13 protein-coding genes and 1 riboswitch are annotated in these 24,162 nt (G+C 35.6%); of the genes, 5 read left to right on the top strand and 8 right to left on the bottom strand.

Annotated features, from left to right (window positions below; translation table 11 throughout):
• The first annotated feature begins 73 nt into the window (after window positions 1–73).
• The gene (locus C1H87_RS15660) at window positions 74–2,629 is read left to right on the top strand and encodes a GEVED domain-containing protein (RefSeq protein WP_158655248.1); all 2,556 of its coding nucleotides are present in this window, start codon (window positions 74–76) and stop codon (window positions 2,627–2,629) included.
• Between the two features lie 548 nt (window positions 2,630–3,177).
• Window positions 3,178–5,733 carry a T9SS type A sorting domain-containing protein gene (locus tag C1H87_RS15655; RefSeq protein ID WP_158655247.1) on the top strand — a complete coding sequence of 852 codons (2,556 nt, stop codon included), beginning with the start codon at window positions 3,178–3,180 and terminating at the stop codon, window positions 5,731–5,733.
• A 525-nt stretch (window positions 5,734–6,258) separates the two neighbouring features.
• On the opposite strand, the gene C1H87_RS15650 is transcribed toward C1H87_RS15655, so the two are convergent.
• From C1H87_RS15650 to C1H87_RS15635, 4 genes are all read right to left on the bottom strand, one after another.
• Entirely contained in the window at window positions 6,259–7,431 is a 1,173-nt protein-coding gene (locus C1H87_RS15650) for a trans-sulfuration enzyme family protein (protein WP_102756713.1), read from the bottom strand.
• Between the two features lie 250 nt (window positions 7,432–7,681).
• Window positions 7,682–11,083, bottom strand: coding sequence for a bifunctional aspartate kinase/homoserine dehydrogenase I (thrA, locus tag C1H87_RS15645; protein ID WP_102756712.1), 3,402 nt, complete (start codon window positions 11,081–11,083; stop codon window positions 7,682–7,684).
• A 21-nt stretch (window positions 11,084–11,104) separates the two neighbouring features.
• Complete coding sequence (locus C1H87_RS15640) at window positions 11,105–12,379, bottom strand: O-acetylhomoserine aminocarboxypropyltransferase/cysteine synthase family protein (RefSeq protein ID WP_102756711.1); 1,275 nt, start codon at window positions 12,377–12,379, stop codon at window positions 11,105–11,107.
• Window positions 12,380–12,487: 108 nt separating this feature from the next.
• Window positions 12,488–12,603, bottom strand: a riboswitch (SAM riboswitch).
• An 87-nt stretch (window positions 12,604–12,690) separates the two neighbouring features.
• Entirely contained in the window at window positions 12,691–14,241 is a 1,551-nt protein-coding gene (locus tag C1H87_RS15635; protein WP_102756710.1) for a hypothetical protein, read from the bottom strand.
• Window positions 14,242–14,389: 148 nt separating this feature from the next.
• On the opposite strand from C1H87_RS15635, the gene C1H87_RS15630 reads away from it, so the two are divergent.
• Together C1H87_RS15630 and leuB are read left to right on the top strand one after the other, a co-directional pair.
• Window positions 14,390–15,565, top strand: coding sequence for a 2-isopropylmalate synthase (locus tag C1H87_RS15630; protein WP_102756709.1), 1,176 nt, complete (start codon window positions 14,390–14,392; stop codon window positions 15,563–15,565).
• A gap of 110 nt (window positions 15,566–15,675) precedes the next feature.
• On the top strand, window positions 15,676–16,788 hold the full coding sequence (leuB, locus tag C1H87_RS15625; RefSeq protein WP_102756708.1) for a 3-isopropylmalate dehydrogenase: 1,113 nt from the start codon (window positions 15,676–15,678) through the stop codon (window positions 16,786–16,788).
• A 193-nt stretch (window positions 16,789–16,981) separates the two neighbouring features.
• Here the strand turns inward: leuB and C1H87_RS15620 are convergent, their stop codons facing one another.
• Window positions 16,982–19,816: a T9SS type A sorting domain-containing protein gene (locus C1H87_RS15620; RefSeq protein ID WP_102756707.1), complete on the bottom strand. Its 2,835-nt coding sequence runs from the start codon at window positions 19,814–19,816 to the stop codon at window positions 16,982–16,984.
• Between the two features lie 598 nt (window positions 19,817–20,414).
• A complete protein-coding gene (locus C1H87_RS15615; RefSeq protein WP_102756706.1) occupies window positions 20,415–21,320 on the bottom strand; it encodes an NAD(P)/FAD-dependent oxidoreductase in 906 nt (301 codons plus the stop codon).
• Window positions 21,321–21,420: 100 nt separating this feature from the next.
• Between C1H87_RS15615 and C1H87_RS15610 the strand changes: the two genes are divergently transcribed.
• Window positions 21,421–21,801, top strand: coding sequence for a Fur family transcriptional regulator (locus C1H87_RS15610; protein ID WP_102756705.1), 381 nt, complete (start codon window positions 21,421–21,423; stop codon window positions 21,799–21,801).
• Between the two features lie 23 nt (window positions 21,802–21,824).
• On the opposite strand, the gene C1H87_RS15605 is transcribed toward C1H87_RS15610, so the two are convergent.
• Both C1H87_RS15605 and C1H87_RS15600 read right to left on the bottom strand, forming a co-directional pair.
• Window positions 21,825–22,847, bottom strand: coding sequence for an alpha/beta hydrolase family protein (locus C1H87_RS15605; RefSeq protein WP_102756704.1), 1,023 nt, complete (start codon window positions 22,845–22,847; stop codon window positions 21,825–21,827).
• Between the two features lie 85 nt (window positions 22,848–22,932).
• Window positions 22,933–23,919, bottom strand: a complete 987-nt coding sequence (locus C1H87_RS15600) for an AraC family transcriptional regulator (RefSeq protein WP_102756703.1) — start codon at window positions 23,917–23,919, stop codon at window positions 22,933–22,935.
• Window positions 23,920–24,162: the final 243 nt, after the last annotated feature.

Below are 24,162 nucleotides of genomic sequence, written 5' to 3'. Positions count from 1 at the left end.
AATAGGCAAGGAAAAGGTTAGTACATATGTGAATATGACCTACCGTTTAATTAAAAACTTAATACAAGCCAAAATGAAACGCAAAAATCTATTATTACCATTATTATTCGTCATTTCTTTTATGACACAAGCACAAGTAACCCAAAACAAAGCTTTTTATCAAGGAAAAATATCATCCATAGAGCATGTATCCCCCATGTTATCAAGACCTAACGACCTTGTCCCTCCAGACAATTCAGTTAGAGAGGCAAAAGATAAAAGATCATTAGGAAATTTAGTTGTATCTGGTAAAGACCCTCAAAAAGAAGATGATTATTTTATTAGAAATAGGCATAAAATGGAACAAAGTATGCAAAGAGCTCCTGCTAGCCTTGTTTTTGATACTTACTCATCAAATTCCAGCCCTACTGACCCTTCCCTGGCCATAGGTCCAAATCACGTCATGGTAGTTTTTAATACCGGGTTTATGATTTATGATAAATTAGGAAATGAATTATTAGGCGAAACAGCACCTAATCCAGCCATTTTTCCTTCAGGCGGATGCTGCGATCTTACGGTATCCTATGACAATGCAGCAGACAGATGGGTCCTTTCGTTCCTGGGAGCGGGTGCTCAAGTGGCTGTTTCTGATGGTCCCAACCCACTTACGGCAGGATGGTATGTATACAATATCGCTACCATTCAAGATTACCAAAAATTATCTATCTGGAGTGATGGCTATTATCTTACCGATAATACCACTAGCTCTAATAAACTTTGGGTATTAGAAAGAGATGTTATGCTAACAGGGGGTGCTGGAGCCCAAATTCTCGGATTTGACCTTCCCGGAATTGCAACCAGTGGTTTTTATAGCCCACAAGTGTTAAATGTTACCGATGGTAACTTACCTGCTCCCGGAGGTGCTACAATAGTATATTTACAAGATGATGCCTGGAACGGTGTATCTCAAGACCATATTAAAGTTTGGACTGCAAACATGGATTGGAGTACCCCAGGAAACTCTACAATTTCCAGCCCTCAGGAAATCACCACAACACCTTTTATTAGTGTTTTCGACAGTGGAAGTTTTTCCAATTTAACCCAACCCGGGGGTGGCATTCCAATTGATGCGCTGCAAGCAACCATTATGAACCAAGCCCAATTTAGAAAATTTCCAACTCATAATTCGGCGCTGTTTAATTTTGTAGTTGACACAGATGCCAGTATAGGCAAACTGGCAGGAATACGCTGGTACGAGTTTAGACAGAGTGGGGATAATCAGCCCTGGTCTTTATATCAAGAAGGCACGTATACCGCACCAGACGGAAAGCATGCCTGGAACGCAAGTTTGGCCATGGACGGGCAAGGGAATATAGGAATGGGCTATACATCAATGTCGGGGGCTTCAACTCCAACAGCGGTTAGGGTCAGTTCTTACTTTACCGGTAGATTGAGTACCGACCCATTAGGAACCATGACAAGTGCGGAACAGGTTATCGCAAATGGAACCGCAGATATTAGCGGTAATCGATATGGAGATTACAGTAAGATTGATGTAGATCCGTCTGATGATGCTTCGTTCTGGTTTATTAACGAGTATATTAATGTTACTAGAAAAGGTGTGGTTGGAAAATTCCAAATTGAAGCTGGCGTTCCTGACTCTGAAGCACCAACAGATCCAACGGATTTGGTTGCCAGTAATATAACAGGTAATGGTGCAACACTCAATTGGACGGCATCCACAGATAATATAGGCGTTACGCTTTATAACATCTCTGTAGATGGTGATCCTGTTGGTACTGCTTCTAGCAACACTTTTAACGTTACAGGACTTGCGCCATTAACCACACATACTGTTTCTGTAACTGCTCAGGATGCAGCGGGGAACGTTTCAGGAAGTGCCACTGTTTCATTTACTACAATTGAAGCGGAAATTATTTATTGTAATTCTACGAGTTCAAGTGTAAATGATGAGTATATCGGCGTCGTACAGGTACACTCTATATACAACCCTTCTGATGCACAATTTTATTCAGATTTCACTTCAATCTCTGCAGATTTATACGAAGGTTCATCATTTACCATAAACATTTACCCTACCTGGACAGGTACCGAATACCCTGAAGGTTATGCCGTTTGGATTGACTATAATAATAATGGAAGTTTTGATGATTCTGGTGAGCTAGTTTGGTCTAAAGCGCCTTCAACCGATATTACCAATAGCGGAACTTTTACCATCCCTGAAGGAACCTCTAAAACTTCTGTTAGAATGCGAGTTTCAATGAAGTATAACGGCATCCCAACATCCTGTGAATCTTTCATATGGGGTGAAGTTGAAGACTATACCATTAATCTTAAAAGTGGAAGTTCAGTAAAAACCAATGAAGATGCATTGAGGTCATTCACCGAAGCTACAAATAAAAACATCAACATGTATCCTATCCCGGCAAAATCAAGGTTAACCATTGATGTTTTAGAGCATGATCTTGATGAAATTACAATATTTGCATCCTCGGGAGCGATCGTTAAAAAGGTAGACCCGAGCAAGGGCTCTCATACTATCGATACGTCCCAATTGATGTCTGGCATGTATTTCGTAAGATTTGTTTCTAAAAGACTGGCAACAACCAAGCGATTTATCAAGCAATAATTATCTCTTAACTATTATAAAGGCTGTCTCTTAAGGCAGCCTTTTTTGTGATGTAATGGCATTAAAAATAGGTTTAAATACAAGGTTTTTCCATATAATTTCTTCGAATCGATTGCAAATCAATGTTTTGCAAGAAATTTTTTTAAATAAAAGATGAATTTTACAAAATATTTCCATAACTTTAATCTATAGATTATCAGAGATAGATCTTCAAAATTAGGAATTTCCAATTTTAAAAAATCTATCTTTTTTGCGCCCTAAATTATATCTAAACCGCAAACAAAACTCTGTTAACCAGGCTTATAATTAAATATTATAGCCGCTCTACTGGTTACGAGACAAAAATGAAATTGGTTTTAATTTTAAAGGGTACTAAACAATCTTTTTTAGGATCATCCTCTCTTCTATGATCTCGATTGATTAGCAACAAACATGTACACTAACACTATAAGAACTGAATGCCATTTCTTAAAAGAAATAGGTAAGGGAAGGTTAGTGCATATGTGAATATGACCTGCCATTTAATTAAAAACTTAAAACAAGCCAAAATGAAACGCAAAAATCTATTATTACCATTATTATTCGTCATTTCTTTTATGACACACGCTCAAGTAAATCAACACAAAGCTTTTTATCAAGGAAAAATATCATCTGTAGAGCATGTTTCTTCCATGTTATCAAGACCCAATGATCTGGTACCGCCTGACAATTCAGTCAGAGAAGCAAAAGATAAAAGATCGTTAGGAAATAAAGTTGTTTCAGGTAAAGACCCTCAAACAGAAGATGATTATTTTATTAGAAATAGGCACGAACAGGAACAAAGTATGCAAAGAGCTCCTGCCAGCCTTGTTTTTGACACTTATTCATCAAATTCCAGCCCAACCGACCCTTCACTGGCCATAGGTCCTAATCACGTCATGGTGGTTTTTAATACTGGGTTTATGATTTATGATAAATCTGGAAATCAATTGTTAGGCGAAACGTCTCCCAATCCAGCTATTTTTCCTTCGGGCGGTTGCTGCGATCTTACGGTATCCTATGATAATGCAGCAGACAGATGGGTCCTTTCCTTTCTGGGATCGGGAGCCCAGGTGGCCGTTTCAGATGGCCCCAACCCGCTTACTGCAGGATGGTATGTATACAATATCTCTACTATATCCGATTATCAAAAATTATCTGTATGGAGTGATGGCTATTATCTTACCGATAATACGGCTAGCTCTAATAAACTATGGATATTAGAAAGAGATGTTATGTTAACGGGAGGCTCTGGAGCCCAAATTCTCGGATTTAACCTACCGGGAATCGTAACCAGTGGTTTTTATAGCCCACAAGTATTAAATGTTACCGATGGTAACTTACCAGCTCCCGGAGGTGCTACAATAGTTTATTTACAAGATGATGCATGGAGCGGTGTATCTCAAGACCATATTAAAGTTTGGACTGCGAATGTAAATTGGAGCAGCCCCGGAAGTTCTACAGTTTCCAGCCCTCAGCAAATCAACACAACACCTTTTATTGGTGTTTTTGACAACGGAAGCTTTTCTAATTTAACCCAACCCGGAGGTGGCGTTCCAATTGATGCTTTGCAAGCAACTATTATGAACCAAGCCCAATTTAGAAAATTTGCGACTCATAATTCGGCGCTGTTTAATTTTGTGGTCGATACAGACGCTAGTTCTGGTAAGCTGGCAGGAATACGCTGGTACGAGTTTAGGCAGAGCGGGGATAATCAACCCTGGTCTTTGTATCAAGAAGGCACCTATACCGCGCCAAACGGAAAGCATGCCTGGAACGCGAGTCTGGCCATGGACGGGCAGGGCAATATAGGAATGGGCTATACCTCTATGTCTGGACCTTCAACTTCAGCTACAGTTAGAGTGAGTTCTTATTTTACTGGCAGATTGAGTTCGGACCCATTAGGAACCATGACAAGTACCGAACAAGTTATCGCAAATGGAACCGCAGATATTAGCGGTAATCGATATGGCGATTACAGTAAAATTGATGTAGATCCGTCTGATGATGCTTCATTCTGGTTTATTAATGAGTACATTAATGGAAGTAGAAAAGGTGTGGTTGGAAAATTTCAAATTCAAGCAGGCACAGCTGATACCGAAGCACCAACAAATCCAACTAATTTGGTTGCCAGTAACATAACTGGTAGTGGGGCAACACTCAATTGGACCGCATCTACAGATAATGTAGGCGTTACGCTTTATAATATTAGTATAGACGGTAATCCTGTTGGCAGTTCTGCAACAACTACTTTTAACGCTACAGGACTTTCCCCTTTAACCACCTATACTGCTGCTGTAACTGCTCAGGATGCTGCCGGGAATGTTTCGGGAAGTGCCTCTGTTTCGTTTACTACAACTGCCGCCAATGTTAATTATTGTAGCTCTGCGAGTACCAATGTAAACGACGAATATATTAGCAATGTTCAGTTAAATACAATCAATAACAATTCTAATGCGCAATTTTATTCAGATTTCACTTCAATCTCTACAGATCTAAATGAAGGTGCAACATATACGATAACAGTTACCCCTACATGGACAGGAATCACATATTCTGAAGGTTATGCCGTTTGGATTGACTATAATAATAATGGAAACTTTAATGATTCAGGTGAACTTGTTTGGTCTAAATCGCCTTCAACTGATACTCCTAATAGCGGAACTTTTACAGTTCCAAGTGGAACTTCTAAAACTTCGGTTAGAATGCGAGTTTCAATGAAGTATAACGACACCCCAACCTCTTGTGAAACTTTCACTTATGGTGAAGTGGAAGACTACACCATAAATCTTGGAACTGGAAGCTCTGTTAGATCAAATGAAAAGGCTTTACAAGCATTTACTGAAGCTACAAATAAAAACATCAACATGTACCCTATCCCAGCAAAATCAAGGTTAACCATTGATGTTTTAGAGCATGATCTTGATGAAATTACAATATTTGCATCTTCGGGAGCGATCGTTAAAAAGGTAGACCCAAGCAAGGGGTCTCATACTATCGATACATCCCAATTGATGTCTGGTATGTATTTCGTAAGATTTGTTTCTAAAAGGCTAGCAACAACCAAGCGATTTATCAAGCAATAATAATCCCTTAAACAATTATAAAGGCTGTCTATTGAGACAGCCTTTTTTGTTACGTAACTCGTTTGGAATAACATTATTTCTTAATTTAAAGGTGAATCTTGGATAAGAAAATTTATGTCGGTTTGATCCCGATTTTCTTCGGGATCGTATCGAAAATCTGTCTACCGACAGCTACGGTGAACCCACAAATATAGCTGCATATTAAATAATAGTTTTATAAAGATAGACACTAATTTCACGAATTATCACAAATGATTCTAAATATAAATTATTTACAAATAAGTAATTCGAGTTTACTTATTAATAAATTAGAGCACAGAAATATAATAGAATTAAATCGGGCCTGGATTGTAAAAACAGACTGAAAGTCGTCTGGTCGAGCGCAGTCGAGACCTTCTTAAAACCTCTAGACTGCGTTCCTTTAGACATGACGTCATTATTTCCGCTTGATAAAATTTTTGTCTCTAATCTCGAAGTAACATTAACTAAAGCCATCTTACTTATAATTTCCAAAGCCAAAAGCAATTAACCCAAAGCCTGTTTTAAATCTTCAATAATATCATCGATATGCTCTAAGCCGACCGATACTCTTACCAAACCATCGGTAATGTTTACTTCCAATCTGTCTTCTTCCAATAGTTTACTATGGGTTGTAGATGCTGGGTGTGTTACAATGGTTCGTGTATCACCTAAATTAGCCGACAATGAGCATAGTTTTATAGCATTTAAAAATTTGCGCCCTGCTTCAATGCCACCTTTAACTTCGAAAGCTACAATGTTACCTCCTAATTTCATCTGTTTTTTAGCCACTTCATATTGCGGGTGCGATTTTAAAAATGGATACCTTACCCAATTCACTTTTGGGTGGTCTTCTAAAAACTCTGCTACTTTTAGAGCATTTTCACAATGCTTTTCAACCCTTACAGGTAATGTTTCTAAACTTTTAGATAGGGTCCATGCATTAAATGGTGATAACGCTGGTCCTGTATTTCTGGCAAACAAGTAAATCTCTCGAATTAAATCGGCATTACCGACTGTAACACCTCCTAATACGCGACCTTGTCCATCCATAAGCTTGGTAGCACTATGCGTAACCAAGTGTGCGCCGTATTTTATAGGTTGTTGTAAATATGATGTAGCAAAACAGTTATCTATAATTAGAATTAAATTGTGTTTTTTTGCAATATCTCCTAACAACTCTAAATCAATTATATCGATTGCTGGGTTTGTTGGTGATTCTGCAAATAGAATTTTTGTTTTAGGCGTAATACAGCTTTCAATGGTCTCTGGTTTATTAATATCGAAATACGTCGTTTCAATCTGCCATTTCGGAAAATATTTAGTAAACAGGGTATGCGTAGATCCAAAAACAGATCGTGCCGACACAATATGGTCACCGCTTTCTAAAAGTGCCGCAAAAGTCGCGTAAATAGCCGCCATTCCTGTTGCAAATGCATAACCAGCTTCAGCTCCTTCCATTTTGCATACTTTATCTACAAACTCCGATGTATTTGGGTTAGTAAAACGACTGTATATGTTACGTTCCTTTTCTTCTGTAAAAGAGGCACGCATATCTTCGGCATCTTCAAACACAAAACTTGAGGTTAAATATAACGGACTTGTATGTTCTAAGAATTCGGTACGATTTAGTTGTGTACGTATAACTTCTGTTTCAAACTGTTTTTTCTCTTTGCTCATATTATTTTTTTTGAAGTCTTGCTTTGCGCTTGACTTTACTTATTAATAAACCCTATTTAACTATATTTATAAAAAGTTAAATCAGGCCATCATTTCGAGGAACGTTTCTAGCTTGCACTGAACGAGTCGAAGCGTTGTAATCTTTCAAACCTGGACTAAAATAACAGATAGCCACAGTCGTAGTTCCTTCGCAATGACTCACTATAGTAATTTAAAGTTCAATTCATAAGATTCCCGCCTTCGCGGGAATTTAATTTATATGTTTAGACAGCCTTAAAATATCACCAAAAACACCACGAGCCGTTACCTCTGCTCCTGCTCCTGCGCCTTGAATAACGATTGGTTGTTCGCCATAAGATTCTGTAAAAATCTCGAAAATAGCGTCTGATCCTTTTACATGACCTAACGTACTATCTTCTGGAATAGATACCAACTTTACTTCTAAATTTCCTTTGTCTTGTGATAAATCTCCAAATAAATCACCCACATATCTTAACACGTAACCTTCTTTCTGCACTTCTTTTATCTTCTGGAATTCTTCATCTAATACATCTAGCTGACTTAAAAATTCCTCAACAGAAATATTCTGATAGGCTTCTGGAATTAAATTCTGAACCTCAACATCTTCAAATTCATTCTGCAAGTCTAACTCTCTGGCCAATATCAATAACTTTCTGGCAACATCGTTTCCTGAAAAATCTTCTCTTGGGTCTGGCTCTGTAAAGCCTTTATCAATGGTTTCCTGAACGATAACACTAAATGGCTTGTCCTGAACTGAAAAATTATTAAATAAATAACTTAACGTTCCTGAAAATACCCCACGTATTCTGGTAATATTTTCTCCAGATTCGTGTAATAGTTTAATTGTATCAATTAACGGCAATCCAGCTCCAACTGTGGTTTCGTATAGGTATTGTTTGTTATGCTCCTCTAATTGCGAACGTAATTCTGTATAAAACCCATGTGAAATGGTATTTGCTATTTTGTTTGATGATACTAAATCGAAACCTGCTTCGACCAAAGGCACATAATTTGTGTGAAAATCTGAGCTTGAGGTATTATCTACTGCTATTAAATTTTCTAAATGATGAGTTTTGGCAAAAGTTATAATATCTTGAATTGAACTTTCCTGTGTTGTCGACTCTAATTGTTCTTGCCAATTATTTGCAACACCATCTTTATTTAAAAGAAGCTTTCTGGAATTGGCAATGACAAATACATTAAGGTTAATGCCTTTTCTTCTTTCAATTTCGTCTTTAGACTTTAAAATCTGATTAATCAAAGCACCTCCAACCAAGCCATGTCCAAAGATGGCAATATTTATCTTTTTCGAAATTCCGAAAATCTCACCATGAATCACGTTCATGGCTTTGTGTAATTGTTTCTTTTTAACCACCAAACTTACATTTCTACCTGTTACCGTATTGTTGAACAGCAAAGGTGTAATCTGGTTTTTAATCAAGGCGTTAAATGGTTTATGGAACGAACTTAATTCTATACCAATAATGGAGATTACGGATACGTCATCTACGATTTCAATCTTATTCACGTCCTGCGCGTAAAAATCGTTTTCAAATTCGCGCTCTAAAGCAATAACAGCTTGTGTGGCTTGATCTGCATTTATAATTAATCCAATACCGCGCTCTGATGAGCCTTGGGAAATGATACTCACACTAATATTATGAATACTTAAGGCTTTAAAAATTCTGGCATCTACCCCGATTTTACCTAACAACCCACGCCCTTCTAAATTTAATAGAGCTACATCGTCTAAAACCGATAGGGATGTAACCTCTTTAGAACTTGGCTTGGCGGTAATTAAAGTCCCTTCATCATCGGCATTAAACGTATTTAAAATACGAAGGTTTATGTTCTTTTCAACTAAAGGAATAATAGTTTTTGCATGTAAAACAGTGGTTCCGAAATTAGCTAATTCATTGGCTTCGCTAAACGACAATTCTCTTATTTTTTGTGCATCTGCAACTAAATCTGGATTAGCTGTATAAATACCATTTACATGCGTGTAGTTTTGCAGTTCTTCTGCATCTAAATAATTAGCCAGTAAAGCCGCCGTGTAGTTACTTCCGTTTCTACCTAAGGTCGTGGTTTCATTTTTAGCATTAGACGCTATAAATCCTGTAACAATGTTAACCGTTTCACCATTATGTTGTTTAAAATAACTTCTAACATTATCTTTAGTTAATTGTGAAATAGGCTGTGCATTACCAAAAGCATCGTCTGTTTTAATGAGTTGTCTTGAATCTGTTGCTTTTGCTTGAATACCGCGCTGGTTAAGCAATTCAGACACCATTTTAATAGATAATAATTCGCCTTGTGCCAAAATCTCATCTTTTGTTTTTTGACTGCAATCGCGTAATAAACTAACGCCTTCGAAAAGTTTGGCTAGGGTTGAAAACTGCTCGGAAAAATCTATGGTTTTTAATGGTTCTTTTTGATAGGTTTTAAAAGCTTCCAATTCGTCTTGAAAAGGTTTCCCTTTTAAGGCCTTACTTAAAATGACTTCTAAATCGTCTGTAGCATTTCCTCTTGCAGAAACCACAGCTGTAATTCTTTCGTCATTTTTAACTTTATTTTCAATAATGGAAAGGACTTTATTCAAGCCATCGCCATTGGCTAAAGATTTTCCTCCAAATTTTAATACTTTCATTCTTCTTTTTTTAGAATCCGGCACAAAAATGCCTTCAATAATTTTTTCTAATTGTTCATACTCCATTAAAAAAGCGTCATGTCCATGCACCGAATTTATTTCACTGTATGTTACATTTGGGTGTGTTAGAGCTAATTGTTTGTGGGTTTGTCTGTTCTCTTCTGCTGTAAAAAACAAATCGGAATCTACACCAACAATATGGATATTCGCATCGATGCGCTCCAAAACATTAAAATCGTCTGCTCTGTCTTTGGTAACATCAATCGTTTTTAATAGCTGATTCATCAACTTGTAAGCTGATAACTGAAAACGCTCTTGTAGTTTTTTACCATGATGCAACAACCAACTTTCTACATTAAAAATCTCTAAATCTTCATTTTTAGAACGGTGAAAACGCTCTTTAAAAGATTCCGGTGTACGATAACATAACATGGCATGCATTCTTGCATCGTGCACCGGGTTTCTTGAGTTTAAAAGAAATTGTTCTTGTATCTGGCAATTAGCAATTAACCAATCTGTCGATTTCCAATCGGTTGCCACAGGAATTAAATGCACTGTAATATCTGGCTTAATAACTGCCATTTCCCAGGCAATACCTCCACCTAAGGAACCTCCTATTATGGCAAACAGTTTATCAATATGTAATGCCTCAATGCCCTTTAAAAACAGTTTGGCAACATCTCTGGCAACAAAGTCTTTATAATTATCAATTACAAAGCCATCAAAACCGTTTCCGGGAATATTAAATGCCAAAATTGTATATATACCAGTATCTATTACTTTATCGGCACCAACCAAATCTTCCCACCAGCCATCATCGCCCGCAACATTACTATTACCTGTTAGAGCATGGTTTACTAAAACGATGGGCGCGGTACCCAACGTTTTGCCAAAAACCTGATAGCTTAGTTTAATATCTTTAACTAAAGCATTACTCTCGGTAGTATAGCTTGGAATTATAATATGTGACAATGCATTTTCCATTCGTAATCGTTACGTTAAGGCTTAAATTTCTCCAAAAGCAGTCTTTAAATCGGCTTTTAAATCTTCTATATCTTCAATACCAACAGATAATCTAATTAAATCTTGTGTAACACCTGCCGAGGCTTGTTCCTCTTCATTTAACTGCTGGTGTGTTGTACTTGCTGGATGGATGATTAATGATTTTGTATCTCCGATATTCGCTAACAATGAAAATATTTTAGTTTTATCGGCTACGGTTTTTGCGGCATCATATCCACCTTTTGCGCCAAAAGTCACGATACCACTTTGTCCTTTTGGTAAATATTTATCTGCTAAAGCTTTGTATTTACTACTCTCTAAACCTGGATAATTTACCCAAGCCACTTCGTCTTGTTGTTCTAACCATTTAGCAAGTTCTAAAGCATTTTCACTGTGTTGCTTTATTCTAACTGGCAACGTTTCTAAACCTTGAAGAATATTAAATGCATTTGTTGGACTTAAAGCTCCTCCAAAATCTCTTAATCCCTCTAAGATTAATTTGAACGTATAAGACGCTGCTCCTAAAGCTTCGTTATAAACTAAACCATGATATCCAGCTGAAGGTTCTGTAAACTCAGGAAACTTTCCGTTTGCCCAGTCGAAAGTACCACCATCAACAATGGCTCCACCTAAGGAAGTTCCTTGTCCGCCAATGTATTTGGTTAACGAATGAATAACAATATTGGCACCATGCTTTAATGGGTTTAACAATGCTGGTGTTGCTACTGTATTATCAACAATAAAAGGCACACCTGCTGCTTTAGAGTGTACTGCAATAGCTTCCAAGTCTAAAACATCCAGTTTTGGATTCCCCAAAGATTCTACAAAAAATGCTCTGGTGTTATCTTGTACCGCTTCCTTAAAATTATCTGGGTTAGAGGCATCTACAAAAGTGGTCGTTATACCTAATCTTGGCAAGGTTACACTTAGTAAGTTATAGGTTCCTCCATATAAACTGCTAGAAGCTACTATGTGATCTCCTGCTTTTAAGAGCGTTAATAATCCCGTTGAAATAGCTGCGGTTCCTGAAGCAAACACAACGGCTCCAATACCACCTTCTACGGCTGCCAAACGTTCTTGAAGAATTTGGTTTGTTGGGTTATTAAGTCTGGTATATATAAATCCTAGTTCTTTTAATGAAAATAGGTTTGCAGCATGATCTGAATCGTTAAAAACATACGATGTTGTTTGATAAATCGGTACTGCTCTTGTACCTCCGTTTGCTGAAACATCGTGTCCTGCGTGTAATGCGTTTGTTGCTAATTTTTGTGTGCTCATTTTTCTAATTTTTCGAATTAATAGATTAAGTCAACTATGCTACTCGTAGCATACTTATATAGAAAAATGTTATAAAGAAAATTTGAAATCGTCGGTAGTGATTTCGTTTAGTTATCTATCCGCTGAAACATGTTCAATGCAGGGTAGAATTTAGCACCTTCTTTACGGGTAAAGGGTTGCTAAGGCTTCATAGGGTCTAATCCCTCCGCCTTTCTTGATAACACTTCAATAAGTTAATTGAACTTCTGTATGCAAATATTCGTTCAGAAAAATTTAATATCCTAATTTTTTTCGAAAAATTTTCAAAAAAATTATTTTCCATCTTGTTTTTCAATAAACTTATCTCGTATAACCAGGTCTATTGGTTTATTTTCAATTTTAGATTCCAGCCACGAAATAATATCCAGATATAAAAAGGCACGGCTTTGGTATGGGTCGTCTTCATATTGTTTGAGTTTTTTATGAAGTTTAATAAACTCCCTTCTTACTTCATTTGGATAAATATCGCCCAGTCCTCTTAAAAATTTAATGAATTCTTTTTGTACCTCATACAAGTCTTCCATTTTAATTAAAAACTTATAAGTACTTCTTATTAAAACATCGAGGTTATAATCGAGACCGGCTTCGTAATGTGCCACGAGATTCAAAATTCTGGAAAAGCACAATAAATCTTCGCGCATTTGTAGCGACTTATTACTTATTATTTTTTCTAAATAGGTAATACACTTTTTATTCTCTCCTGCTCCAAAATACATACTGGCAATCTTATAATAAAATACCATAATATGGTGCTCATCGATACGATCTTTATAGTTTTTTAAACGCTCTAATATCTCATCAATTAAAGGAAGTCCTTCTTTGAAGCTCCCGTCCATAAATTGCAGGTTAAACTTGTTATTATAGATATATAAAAATGCTAATCCATCCACATTATCATCAACCGGAAACCATTTTTCTTTGGTGATGTCTTCTAGTTTATTGAGTGCTTCCTTAAACTTATCGTATTGTCTTAAGTAAAATAATGCTTCGAGCAAGTAGTGGTTTCCTTTTAAAAAGAATACCGGGTTTAAACTAATCATATCCTTATTTTTAAAAAATAAGTCTACCCATTTAAACGCATACTTATAGCACGCTAAAAAATCTGAAGTTAAAAAACTATACCACAGATATGCTTTATACAGCCACAGCTTCTCCCTAAAACCTAATTTGTTTATATCATATTTAGGCATTCTGGCGTTAAAGTAATTCGTAACTCTAACATTTTCTTTATCATTTTTTATATAACCTGTTTTTAAAAACAAGCCGTACAACTGAAGTGATAAATTAGACAGTTTGCTGGCTATTACATTTTGCTGACTCAATTCCTTGGCTTGTACAGATAACTCGTCTGCCCTGTTATTAAGACTTCTGGTAATATATTGGGACTCTATTATTTTTTCCAACTCTACAATTTCGTAAGCAATGTTTTTCTCTTCATTGGCTATGGCTAAGCCTTTTGCTTTGTCTAGAATTTTTAAACTTTGCTTATAAAGTCCTTTGTGATATAAAATGGTTGCAAAATCGAGTTGCTCACGAATTTGAATTCTAATATTTTGATGTGATGGGTTTAATCGTAAGCTAATTAAAATCTGCTTATATAAGTGTGCTTTTAAATTAGAAAGCTGTTGTTTTTTTACGATTCCTTTTTTAAGAATAACGGCTTCGTCGTAAACAGAAAGCTTATCGAGAATGTTAAAAAGTGTTAGGAATTTAGAATCTTCATTTACCCCTAAACGACCGACATACAGTTTAAACTGTCTCTTTTCAGATTTAGACAGCGACTTTATCAGCACAAACAAATTATCTTTTTGCTCTCTTGTCATAGTTACAAAAACAATACTAAGAATCTGATTGTCAGTAGATTAAAAAAACAATCAATAAGTTAAACATCGTAAAAACGAAAGCTTTAATTCTGCTTTTAAGAAACCAAAATATAAATTCGTAATACAATAAGAAAATATATTTTAATAAATGTCGAATAATAACGTCCAAATTTTTGATACAACGCTTCGAGATGGCGAGCAAGTTCCTGGCTGTAAGTTAAACACTGAGCAAAAATTAATTATTGCAGAACAGTTGGATAATTTAGGGGTAGATATTATTGAAGCTGGCTTTCCCGTATCGAGTCCTGGTGATTTTAAATCGGTTGATGCTATTTCTAAAATTGTAAAAAACGCAACAGTTTGTGGTTTAACCAGATCTGTTGAAAATGATATAAAAGTAGCTGCCGAAGCATTAAAGCATGCTAAAACACCAAGAATTCATACTGGTATTGGGACATCCGATTCTCATATAAAATTTAAATTTAAATCGACACAAGAAGATATTATTGAACGTGCTGTTAAAGCCGTGAGTTATGCAAAATCTTTTGTTGAGGACGTTGAGTTTTATGCAGAAGATGCTGGAAGAACGGATAATGAGTATTTAGCACGAGTCTGTGAAGCCGTTATTAAAGCGGGAGCAACAGTTTTAAACATTCCAGACACTACTGGTTATTGTTTACCACATGAGTATGGTGCGAAAATTAAATACTTAAAGGAAAACGTAAAGGGTATTGATAAAGCTATTTTATCTTGCCATTGCCATAACGATTTAGGCTTAGCAACTGCCAACTCAATTGAAGGTGTTATTAATGGTGCGAGACAAATTGAATGTACTATTAATGGTATTGGAGAGCGTGCCGGAAATACGGCATTAGAGGAAGTTGTTATGATTTTAAAACAACACCCATATTTAAACCTAGATACCAGAATACAAACCGAAATGCTTTACGGCATAAGTCAGTTGGTTTCAGATAGTATGGGTATTTATACACAGCCAAACAAAGCTATTGTTGGCGCTAATGCATTTGCGCATAGTTCTGGAATTCATCAGGATGGTGTTATTAAAAATCGTGAGACTTACGAGATTATAGACCCCAAGGATGTTGGTGTAACAGAGTCTGCTATTGTATTAACTGCAAGAAGCGGAAGGGCTGCTTTAGCATACAGAGCAAAAAATATTGGATATGAGTTAACCAAACTTCAGTTGGATGAAATTTATTTAAATTTCTTAAATTTTGCCGACAAGAAGAAAGAGGTTGATGATAATGATATCCATCAAATTATAGAAAACAGCAAAGTATATAAAGAAATTACTTCTGCTTAATTGAAAAAATTCCGAAAGGCTCTGCCTCGAGGTTTTTTGTTAATAATCGTAATTCCCTTTTGGTCACTTCGACTACGTTCAGTGACCAAAAGGGAACTAAATAATAAGAAATGAAATTAAATATTGCCGTTTTACCGGGCGATGGTATAGGTCCAGAAGTTACAGCTCAAGCCGTAAAGGCGTTGAAGGCTATTGCTGTGGAGTTTAACCATATATTTACTTTCGAAACCGGTTTGGTAGGTGCTGCTGCTATAGAGAAAACAGGAGATCCTTTACCGGAAGAAACTATACGTATTTGCGAAAACGCTGATGCTATTTTGTTTGGTGCTATTGGAGACACAAAATATGACAACGACCCCAATGCTGAAATACGACCGGAACAGGGTCTTTTAGGTATTCGTAAAGTATTGGATTTATATACTAATATAAGACCTGTTATTGCTTATGAAGATTTACTAAACAAATCCTCATTAAAGAAGAAACAGATTAAGGATACCAATATTCTTATTTATCGCGAACTTACCAGTGGTATTTATTTTGGCGAAAAAAAGATGGGTGATGATAAGGCTTCTGATATTTGTGAATACACCCGTTTTGAAATAGAACGTATTGCACATTTGGCTTTTAAAGCAGCACAATCGAGAAAGCACAAACTGGCTTTGGTTGATAAATCTAATGTTTTGGCAAGCTCTCGTTTATGGCGTAAAGTGGTTCAAGAGTTAGCGCCTCAATATCCTGATGTTAAGTTAGATTGTCTTTATATTGACAACGCTGCTATGGAACTTATTATTAACCCCAGACAGTTTGATGTTATTTTAACCGAAAACATGTTTGGAGATATCTTGTCTGAAGAGGCAAGCGTTATAGTAGGCTCTATAGGTTTATTGGCATCGGCATCAACCGGCGACAAGCATGCTATGTTCGAGCCTATACACGGTGCTTATACGAAGGCAGCCAATAAAGGCATTGCAAACCCTATTGCATCCATTTTATCTGCAGCCATGTTATTAGATCATTTTGAATTACATGAAGAAGCAGACTTAATTAGAGATGGTGTAGATAAATCTCTAAAGCTTCATATTACAACACCAGATTTAAATACAAAATACGAACATATTACGACCACTAAAGTTGGTGATTTTATTGAGGATTTTATAAATAATCCTGATGAAACCAATCTTAACTTTACTAACATACATCTAGGACAGTCCACAATCATTTAATTATTTGAGTTAGTCACCAAAATTAAAATTATTGGGATTCATGAAAAGCGCATTTTACGATGCGCTTTTTTAATTGATGCTATTTATTTAAAAGGGGGAACGTTTGAAAAAATAATAAGTCCGCATTTTTTCAAAAACGGACTTATAAACAAACTCAAACCAATACTCTTTAAAGGAGTTGGCAAATCTCAAATTATTTTAGTACTACTTTTTGATTTGTTGTTAACTTTCCATCTATAACAATAGTAAGAAGGTAGAATCCTTTGGGTAAATTACTAACATCAAGAGTTTGTACATTGTCTTTTAATCGATCAACTTTGAAGGTTTTCATTACCTGACCTGTAACGGATATAACATGTACATCTACTTCGGAATTTAAAATCTCACTTCCAAAACTCAAATTCAGAATACCAGTTGTTGGGTTAGGGTGAATACGTGTTGTTTTTTTCAAATAATCCTCACTCGATAACACTTTTACACAACCTGTTGCTTCTACTACTGTATTCCTAGGCGTATCAGGGCATAAATCATTTATATCCAGAACACCATCGCCATCCTGATCGCTCTCTGTTGGATCAGGCAAATCACTTACACGCGTTAAAGAAAGTCGGTTCCAAACCCATTCATTATTGGTTCCTCCTAGATCTGATAATTCTATATTCAACTCACCATCTGTTACTTTTATATTCGCATTTCTAACTTCGGTAAAAACAGAAGAATTACTGGTTACATTATTACCAGCAACTACACCTTCTATTATTACTTTCATATTGTCCCTAAGCTGGTTTTTATCTCCTAAATTCATCTTAACATCCCAAATTCCATTCTTTATTTTATGACTAAGCGTTCTGGGCTCTGTTGAATAAATAAAATCGCGATTTATGTTATTAATACCACCAGCACCTCTATCAAGTGTACTAACAGGTCCAGACCAATAAATATCCCCTTCTATAATAGGTGTAATAGCCGTCCAGTTATTTTCTAAAGGACCTCCCACAGCTCCGAGATCATAGTTATATTTTTGTTGGTGAATATTTACAAAATACTCTGGCGAGGCTGTACCTGGTTTTAACTCTATAGAAAGTCTATTCCAAACCCAGTTAGGATCTGCACCTCCTTCATCCGATATTTCAATATTTAATTCCCCATCCGTCATAACCACATCGGTAGCTCTAACATATGGATAGCTGCCTGGCGTATTTGATACATTTGAATCGACAATTTGACCTTCTACTTTTACCTGCATATTGTCGTGTGCTGTTGTATGGTCGCCCATATTCATGATTATTGTCCATGTTCCGTTTTTAAGTTTATGGTTGAAAACAATCGGACTACTGGAAGTAACAAAATCCTGGTTAATAGCATTTACCCCACTTATATCACCTCTATCTATGGCACTTACCATAGTAGACCAATAAATATCGCCATTGGTCTCTGGACTTATTCCAATCCATCCGGGTTCTACTGCAGAAGTAGGTGTCCCTAAGTCATAATGAAATACCTCGGCATTAGGATCTACATTATAAGCTCCAGCTACATCTATTGTAACCAATCCCCAGTTTGTCACTTGTTCATCACTCACATAATAATAAAACCAATCTTTTCCTGAAAATTGACTTGGTGGTTGATACAGTAATTTATTAGGATCACCTGGACTTCTTGTAATAGTAGCTCCAAAATTACTAGTTGTGTTAAAGGAATCTACAACAAGATTATCGGCATTGGCATCATGGTCATTTGCTAATACATTTATAACAAGGCCAGTACCCCCAGCCGTATTATCATAACTCACTAAATCTTTAAATCCGTAAGGAGGAATATTAGCTGCTGTATAGGGACCAATATCTGTTAAACCGCTGCTATTACGTTCTGCCAACATAGTTGTAACCTCATCACTAGAAGCTCTGGTATGTGATCCGCCCCACATGATACCTGTTTCGCTAGCACCAGGATCAAGTTCTTGGTTTCCATGGCCGTGGCTCAACCCCCAGGTATGCCCTATTTCATGTCTCGCAAAACCTCGCCATGTATCTTTATTGCCTCCATCTGCTAAAGAATACCTCCCAGCTTCAGAAACGGTTCCAACATATGCCCATCCACCGCCACCACCGGCACCCAGAATAAGCGTTGCTAAATTATGAGTAAGCCCATGGGGTCCTCCATTCCAATAATCCCTAAAATATGCCAATGTTTCTCTAGTAGCTAGTGTATTCCCTGTAGACTCGTATGGGCAATCTACAGCAGATGTTCTTATTACCACAGTTCCCAACGTATGCTCTACCATAACATCTCGAATCCAAAGTGTATTTATTTGTTGCATAAGCACATTAATATTAGTATTAATGGCTGTAACATCACTACTATATCTGTTAGTATAAGCATTGTAAGCCACATCGAAAGCTAGCTCTGCTTGTTTTACTGTTTCGCCAGCCAATACTTTTGAGGTTGTCGTTTTTGATGTTTTGTGATTTGTTTCATGCTCTTCTGAGCTATGATCAAGACCACAACCTCTAATAATGTCTTTAGATGATTTCTTTTGCACCACCATCGATTTAATAGCCGAAGTCTTACTTAAAACTGAATTTTCGGAGGTAATTTCAATGGTATTGTTATTTGGTGACAATATTTCTATATGTGTGGCTTCTTTGCTTACCGCAGCTCCAACAAGATGATCGGGAAGCTCTTCTATATAACCTTTATAGGTATTTACCGGTCCCGGATCTAAAGCTTTAAAACCACCACCTTCTACCTGAAGCAACACTTTATAATTCTTACTTCGATATGACTTTTTCTCAAGAATCAATGTGAATTGTTCCTCATTGATCGTTATAGGAAAACGTAAATTATCTGGTAATTTTTTTAAAAGATCAAGTTGCTTTGATGGAATTGCTATTTGTTCTGAGTAGTTGTCTCTCAAACTCTCAAGCGATGAGATGTTTTGAGAAAAAGCACTCGTAATAAACATAAAAATGCCTACTAAAAGAAGTAGCTTTTTTATGCGAAAAAAGTGTATCGTAGTGTTGTTCATAGAATGGATTAGTTTAAAATATTCGTACTCTATTAGTTTGTATCTCTAATTTCGTACTAATAGGAGGATTTTATCGGGTACAGATATTTCTTTCTAGTTAAATTTCTGTTCAACCTACTAATCAAGGAATTATAATTGATCGTTTAATCACACAGTTAATGTTATAGCTTATAACTTACTGATATGTAGCAGTAGTCAATTTCACCGAAAAAAAGAGGGCAGCTAATCTTAAAAAAGATAAGCACAACATTTTGCACAGTTTTTTTTATAGCAAATACCCAAAAACCCTCTTACTCATCAGGATTTATTTTGTTTTGGGCTGCTCCCAGAGAGGTTAACAAAACGAGCAACGCTAAAAACTTACATGTCATTGCATTAAGTTTAGTATAGGTACACGGATAATGATTAATAAAAAGATGCAATAAGCCAATTTTTACACTAATATTATGCCTCTTAGCCGAGCTAACATAATAACAATTGACAAAATTATAACTATAAGTAAATAACTGTTAACAACAGCGTAAACACCCTATAGGCCAGTACTAAAAAATGGCAGATATTATAACATAAAGATTAAACAAATATGGCTTTATGTCTCTTAAAATTCTTCTTCTATCAATTCCTTGTTAGCCATGGAACCTGCAAAAGATCCCGATGTTACTGCATTTGATACAGAGCGCATAAAACTTGTACTATCTCCGCAAACGAATAACCCTGGTACTTTTGTTCTTTGAAAAGAATCTACAGTAATATAACCGTGCTCTGTTAATTCACAGCCTAAACTAATGGGAATATCTGAGTTTTGAGTAAATGGAACTTTGGCATACATAGCCTTTACAGCACTTGTGCCTCCTTCCTTAAAAACAACATGTTTTAGTTGCCCATTTGTATGCACTAAACTATCAATTTCGGTTTCAACAATGGGTATGTTATGGGCTTGTAAACTTTCGGCCTGATCTTTCGTTAAAGTGGATTTTCCGTTGGTGAATAAAGTAAGATCCTTTGTCCAATTACTAATCATCTTAGAAAATTCAAAACCATATTCTCCATTTCCTAATATACCCGTTTTTTCATGCTTTACTTCGTACCCATGGCAATACGGGCAGTGAATAACTGAGATCCCCCAACATTCCGAAAGTCCTTTTATATTGGGTAACCTATCTTTTATTCCCGATGCAAAAATTAACTTTTTTGATGTAAATGTATCGTTTGATTCTGTTGTAATTTCAAAGCCGTCAATGGTCTTGAACCCTTGAACAGCAAGACCATCGTAAAACACAACGGTTTTATATTTTTCTACCTGTTGCCGGGCCTTATCTGAAATTGCTTTCGGCGTTTCTCCATCCTGAGTTAAAAAATTGTGGGAATGTGGTGTTTGTCTGTTACAAGGTTTACCGCCATCGATAACCAATACTTCTCTTAACGATCTCCCTAATGCCATAGCTGCTGAAAGACCAGAGTAACTACCTCCAACTATAATTACATCAAAATTGTTGTTTGCCATTTTATTATCTTTAAGTTTTTAAATTTGCAAAAGACTATTAAAAAGTTTTTACAAAAATACTAAAATTCAATTTATTGCAACAGCATCGCATTAATAAATTATGAAAAGAAGAAAAACTGCATCGCAAGAAGAAATTTTAAGCATCTTAAAAGATTCAAATTCTGCTTTAAATCATGAGATGTTACAAGGCAAATTAAGTTCGAAAATTGATCGGGCAACTATTTACCGTGTTCTAAACAGATTTAGTGAGGATGGACTGGTACATAAGATTATTGGTGATGATGGCAAGCAGTATTTTGCCCTTTGTTTAAATTGTGATAAAGAAAAAAAGCAACATACACATAACCATTTCCATTTTAAGTGCCTTACATGTGGAAAAGTAGAGTGCCTAAAAAATGAAATAGATGTTTCACTACCCAAAGGTTATACCTCTGAAACTTTTAATGGATTAATATCTGGTTATTGTAGTGAGTGTTCTTAGTTTTAGATTATCACTCGTAAATACTAATCAGACAATGGTCGAATAAAATCTTGTACTCGCTTCCAATAGTTTTTGTCATTCCAGAATCCATGAATTCCTTCATTATAAAAATAAGAATCAATAGTTTTTTTATCTGTTTTCATACCTTCTATTAGTATTTTTGCGAATTCTACAGGTACAAATGGATCATTTTTATCATGATGTAGTTGTACCATGGGTAATTGTTTAATGAAGTGGATTGGAGACATAGATATAAACTTTCTTCTGGCCTCCTTTTCTGTTATCTTTCCAATTAATAAATCATTAAAAAACAACAATTTAAACTGTTCTGAATATAATAAATATAACTTTTTCATATCTGTAGGCGTCGCAACTACAATCGCTCTTTTTATCCGCTTATCTCGTGCAGAGGCTAACAGTGCTACTGCTCCCCCTCTGCTTCCTCCATAAATTGCTATGCGGCTTGCATCTATCTGACTGAATGTTTTTATACTAACATTTAAAAATGATAGTGCATCGGTTGTTGCTCCATCAAATGCATCTCCAATGTCTCCTCCAGATTGATATTTTTTATCCCCAATTATCATTTGTTGCCCTCTAAATGATGGTATTACAACAATAAATTCCTTATCAAGTTCTTCTCCTAAGAAACTCGGAAACTGGGCTGCATTATGATTAAAATCTTGAGTGATATCAAATTGATTGTGCATACCATCTCCTCCAGTTGCAAAGACAATTACTGGCAACTTTTTGAGATGATCTCGATTTGGAATAATCACTGCTCCATAATGTGTGCTACCATTTACTTCATGAGATATTATGTATAGTATATTTGTATTTGAAAGTTGCATTGAGTCTTGAATAACAACATTTTTAGGAGATAGGTCTTGCTTTCTGAGATCAAAAAGGACTTCTTGTATTTCTTCGGAAGAAGGGTCGGTTAAAATTTTTTTTATCAGGTCTTCTTCTTTCTTGCTTTTTTCTATTTGCCCATTGCTAATAAAAGCGGAAAGTGTAAATAGAATTAATATTAGTTTCTTCATCATTTATTGTTTCGATTTAAATATATAGTCCAAAACAACAAAATGTATCATTTGAAAGCGTCCCAATATGAGGGATGGAACCTATTTTTTAATTCTTATTTGGAATAGTTTTCTGAAATTCTGTGGGTGTACTTCCTGTAACCTGTTTAAACACCCTATTAAATGTAGTCTTTGAGTTGAAACCAGAATCAAGCGCTATCCCTAATAAGGTAAGGTGATTACAAGTGGGGTCGTTCAATTTATTTTTTACTTCTTCAATTCTATAACGATTCACAAAGTCGTAAAAATTATTATTTAAGTGGTTATTCAAGATAAACGAAACTAGATTGGAGTCTGCTTTAAGATACCATGCAAACTCAGTAAGATTTAAATTTTCATTCAAGTATATCTTTTCTACAGTCATAAGTTGAGTTATTCTTTCAATATAATCTTGTATATTTTTTTCTGTGAGATTCGTGAAATTCTTATTCTTTGTTTTCCCTCTATTCTGATTTATAAAGATAAAATTTCCGCGTCCCAAACCTTCCAATCCTATCCAAAAGGTAAGGTATGTTAAAACAAGCATTAAAAAATAAAGTATCAGAACAATAATAAAATGTAGTAACTGAAATCTAAAAAATAATAAAAACACAGTAACAAAGGGCACCCAAACTATCCATAATAAACGATAATAAACAATTAATTTTCTTAACCATTTAAGCGTTATTTCTTTAAGGTTAGAGAAATTTTTCAACACCCAAATTTCGTGATTATTGATAACCTTAAGAGAGAGACGCAAATAGTAAAAAATAGAACCAGCCGTCCATATATAAAACAGTGGTGTTAAATAAAAATATAGTGGTGTATTGTAAAAGAGTTGATTGTTCCAAATACCATATGCTATCATGATTATTTGTACACCAACTTCGGCAATTAATGGAAAAAAGTGTTTAATGTGTATGCTTGAAATATTGAAACCTGTGTCGGTATAAGCTCTTGTATAAAAAAAGATTAGCGGACCTACAGCTGTTAGATACGAATAAGGCACCCAAAGTAAGAAAGGTGAGGAATTGTCAAGGTTAGTATCCAGAACCATTAAATAGGTTAGATGTAAATTGACAATAAATATTGTTATCGCTAAAAATCTGTTCGCTAAAAGTTTATCCCTTTTTCTAAAAAACAGAATTCCTGCTAGTATGAAATTTTGAATCAATCCAGAAATGATAAAAAAGTTTACCAAATTTAAATTGAAATATATTTCTTCTTTGACCAATTGGCGTAATCGTTATTAAGTTTGTACTAGAACATTCCATTTAATATTTTAGTTTCCATTCTGGAT

The sequence above is a fragment of the Flavivirga eckloniae genome (assembly GCF_002886045.1).
Taxonomy (GTDB): Bacteria; Bacteroidota; Bacteroidia; order Flavobacteriales; family Flavobacteriaceae; genus Flavivirga; species Flavivirga eckloniae.
Note: the sequence above shows the minus strand (reverse complement) of the source record. Positions and strands in the feature narration are given on the sequence as shown.

Bases quoted from the DNA above. Each gene is read 5' to 3' on its own strand.
- C1H87_RS15650 (WP_102756713.1), bottom strand. From the start codon at position 7,431: ATGAGCAAAGAGAAAAAACAGTTTGAAACAGAAGTTATACGTACACAA.
- C1H87_RS15630 (WP_102756709.1), top strand. From the start codon at position 14,390: ATGTCGAATAATAACGTCCAAATTTTTGATACAACGCTTCGAGATGGC.
- C1H87_RS15620 (WP_102756707.1), bottom strand. From the start codon at position 19,816: ATGAACAACACTACGATACACTTTTTTCGCATAAAAAAGCTACTTCTT.
- leuB (WP_102756708.1), top strand. From the start codon at position 15,676: ATGAAATTAAATATTGCCGTTTTACCGGGCGATGGTATAGGTCCAGAA.
- C1H87_RS15615 (WP_102756706.1), bottom strand. From the start codon at position 21,320: ATGGCAAACAACAATTTTGATGTAATTATAGTTGGAGGTAGTTACTCT.
- C1H87_RS15605 (WP_102756704.1), bottom strand. From the start codon at position 22,847: ATGATGAAGAAACTAATATTAATTCTATTTACACTTTCCGCTTTTATT.
- C1H87_RS15660 (WP_158655248.1), top strand. From the start codon at position 74: ATGAAACGCAAAAATCTATTATTACCATTATTATTCGTCATTTCTTTT.
- C1H87_RS15655 (WP_158655247.1), top strand. From the start codon at position 3,178: ATGAAACGCAAAAATCTATTATTACCATTATTATTCGTCATTTCTTTT.
- C1H87_RS15640 (WP_102756711.1), bottom strand. From the start codon at position 12,379: ATGAGCACACAAAAATTAGCAACAAACGCATTACACGCAGGACACGAT.
- thrA (WP_102756712.1), bottom strand. From the start codon at position 11,083: ATGGAAAATGCATTGTCACATATTATAATTCCAAGCTATACTACCGAG.
- C1H87_RS15600 (WP_102756703.1), bottom strand. From the start codon at position 23,919: ATGGTTCTGGATACTAACCTTGACAATTCCTCACCTTTCTTACTTTGG.
- C1H87_RS15610 (WP_102756705.1), top strand. From the start codon at position 21,421: ATGAAAAGAAGAAAAACTGCATCGCAAGAAGAAATTTTAAGCATCTTA.
- C1H87_RS15635 (WP_102756710.1), bottom strand. From the start codon at position 14,241: ATGACAAGAGAGCAAAAAGATAATTTGTTTGTGCTGATAAAGTCGCTG.